This is a genomic window from Salinispora vitiensis, assembly GCF_000378825.1.
In the GTDB taxonomy this organism is placed as follows: domain Bacteria; phylum Actinomycetota; class Actinomycetes; order Mycobacteriales; family Micromonosporaceae; genus Micromonospora; species Micromonospora vitiensis.
In genome coordinates this window covers 4,097,271-4,099,800 of the sequence record NZ_KB900388.1, presented here as the reverse complement: position 1 = coordinate 4,099,800, position 2,530 = coordinate 4,097,271, and the positions used below count along the sequence as shown (strand labels likewise).

Here is a 2,530-nt window from a genome sequence, read left to right as displayed (position 1 = left end):
CCGAACACCCGGCGGCGCACCCCTCACCGCCCAGACCGCCACCGGCGGCACCCGAACGCCCGGCGGCGCACCCCTCACCGCCCAGACCGCCACCGGCAACACCCGAACGCCCGGCGGCACCCGAACGCCCGGCAGCACCGGACCCGCACCACTAGGCGGCCACGCCAGAACACGACACACCACCGACAAAGCCGAAACCTGGGAATACGGCGACGGCGACGACGAACTCTGGACCACCACCCCACCCCCAACCGGCACCATCACCACACCCACCGAACAACGACCACGACACCACGGCAAAGCCCTCGGCCAAAGCTAAACCCCCACCCGGGCCGGTCACCCACCACAGGTGACCGGCCCACACCATGCCACCACCGCACCGGCCACCCCACGGCCCAAGGAGGTACCCACGGATGCGCCTCGCCCGCCCAACCACCACCATCACCGCCGCACTCACCGCCATCATGGCCCTCGGCATACCAGCCCCACCAGCAGCAGCCGCCGACCGAAACGACGCCTGGTACCTCGACGCCCTCGAACTCACCGAAATGCACAAAATCACCCAGGGCGAAGGAATCACCGTTGCCGTCATCGACAGCGGCGTAGACGCCACCCACCCCGACCTCAAAAACAACGTCCTACCCGGCACAGACATCTACGACGACCAGTCCAACGGACATAAAGACCGAAACGGCCACGGCACCGGGGTGGCCTCCCTCATCGCCGGACACGGACACGGCCCCAACGGCCGCGACGGAGTCCTCGGCATCGCCCCCAAAGCCAAAATCCTCCCAATCAACGTCGGAGAGACGTCCGCCGTTAAGAGCGAGGTCCCGCTCGCAATCGACTGGGCGGTTGACCAGGGCGCAGACGTCATCAACCTCTCCCTGCATACCCCGCACGACACGGCACTTGACCGGGCGGTCGAGCGGGCCTACCAGAACAACGTAATCGTCGTCGCCGGTATCGGTAACCGGGAAAACACGATCATCAGCTCCATAGCACGACACGACGCCACGCTCGCAGTAGCCGGTCTGGACCGCGACGGCCAACCCAGCCAACTCGGCTCACTCAAAGCCCAGGAGATTCATCTCGCCGTACCCGCCGAAGACCTCTACCGCGCAGAGCCCGGCGGGGGATACACAACGGTCACCAGTAACAGCGGTGCCACCGCAGTCGCCTCCGGCGCCGTCGCCCTGGTGAAATCGAAATACCCCAACATCAGCTCACAAGACCTGTTCAAGCGAATGACCGAAACCACCCGCGACGCCGGCGAACCCGGCCGAGACCCCGAATACGGCTGGGGCACCCTCGACCTACGCGCCGCCCTCACCGGCGAACCAGACGGCCGCACCACCCAAACCCAAACCCCCACCCCAGAACCAACACTCGACCCCGCCCTCGACCTCGCCCGCAACTCAGAACAACCAACAAACAACAACCTCCAACCAATCCTCATCACCACAATCATCGTCGCCATCCTCGGCCTCGCCACCACCACCGCACTACTCCTCCTACGCCGCCGCCGACGACTCGCCACCACACCCACCACACCCACCACCACCACACCACCACCGGCCCACCCCACCGACCACACCCACTGGCAACGCCCCAACTAACCACCACAGACCAGAGCATCGTGATCCTCGACAGCGCCTGGCAGCAGGGCGACAATGCGGCTCCGCCCGCGGTTGATCCACGGGCCTGATCGGTGCGGACGGGACACAGAGCTGAGGAGCGGGGATGACAGAGCAGTACTACGAGTGGAGACCGACCCCACTACACCATCGGCACGGCTCCGATCGCAACGACGACTACGTCGACAACCCGACCGCGGACTACACCCCCACCCCCTGGGACGCGGTCGACATCGAACAGATGCGGACGCTTGTCCACGGCGAGAGCGACGAACGCACCCTCGCCCTCGCCGAGGCATGGCGCCGCACCAGCACCCTGCTACAGGCCACCCGGGAAAACCTGAAACGGCACGCCGACGGGCTGGCAGCGAGATGGCACTCACCCGCGGGCCAATACTTCATGAGCAGGGTAGGCGCAGCCCTCTACTCACTGGACGAGTGGACCGAGGTCGCCGAAAGACACGCCCGCGGTCTGGAACAGGTCGGCTACACGATCACCAAGACCCGACGGGAAATGGACGAGCTCTGGCAGACCTACCTCGCCGAGCAGGACCGCCAATACCAAATCCGTGAGGCAGACAAAGGCATTCAAGCCGGCGACTTATTTGGCTTGAACAACGGCAAGACGTACGAGCAGGTGACAAAAGAGTTCCATGAGCGCGCGAAAAACATCGTCAAGCCGCTAGCCGAGCTGTACGTCGACGTCGCCCACACCAACATCCAACGCGGCGGCAGATACAAAGGGCCAAAGGAACTCCACGGTACATTTGACGGGCAGCTCTCGCCGCCCATGCTGCCGAACACCTCGATCGGGACGGGGCCATCCGGAGCGACCGTGCCCGGGGACCGACCAGAACTACTCCCCCGCCCCGACGCGACAACGCCCTCCCCGC

General features: G+C 65.5%; 3 protein-coding genes. All 3 read left to right on the top strand.

Annotated features, from left to right (window positions below):
• A partial coding sequence (locus tag SALPAC2_RS25090; RefSeq protein WP_033775298.1) for a hypothetical protein occupies nucleotides 1–319 on the top strand: 319 nt, incomplete at its 5' end.
• 94 nt (nucleotides 320–413) lie between these two features.
• Nucleotides 414–1,619, top strand: coding sequence for a type VII secretion-associated serine protease mycosin (mycP, locus tag SALPAC2_RS0119440; protein ID WP_018218303.1), 1,206 nt, complete (start codon nucleotides 414–416; stop codon nucleotides 1,617–1,619).
• A gap of 124 nt (nucleotides 1,620–1,743) precedes the next feature.
• Nucleotides 1,744–2,530: WXG100 family type VII secretion target (locus SALPAC2_RS25085; RefSeq protein WP_033775296.1), on the top strand; the 787-nt coding region annotated here is incomplete at its 3' end.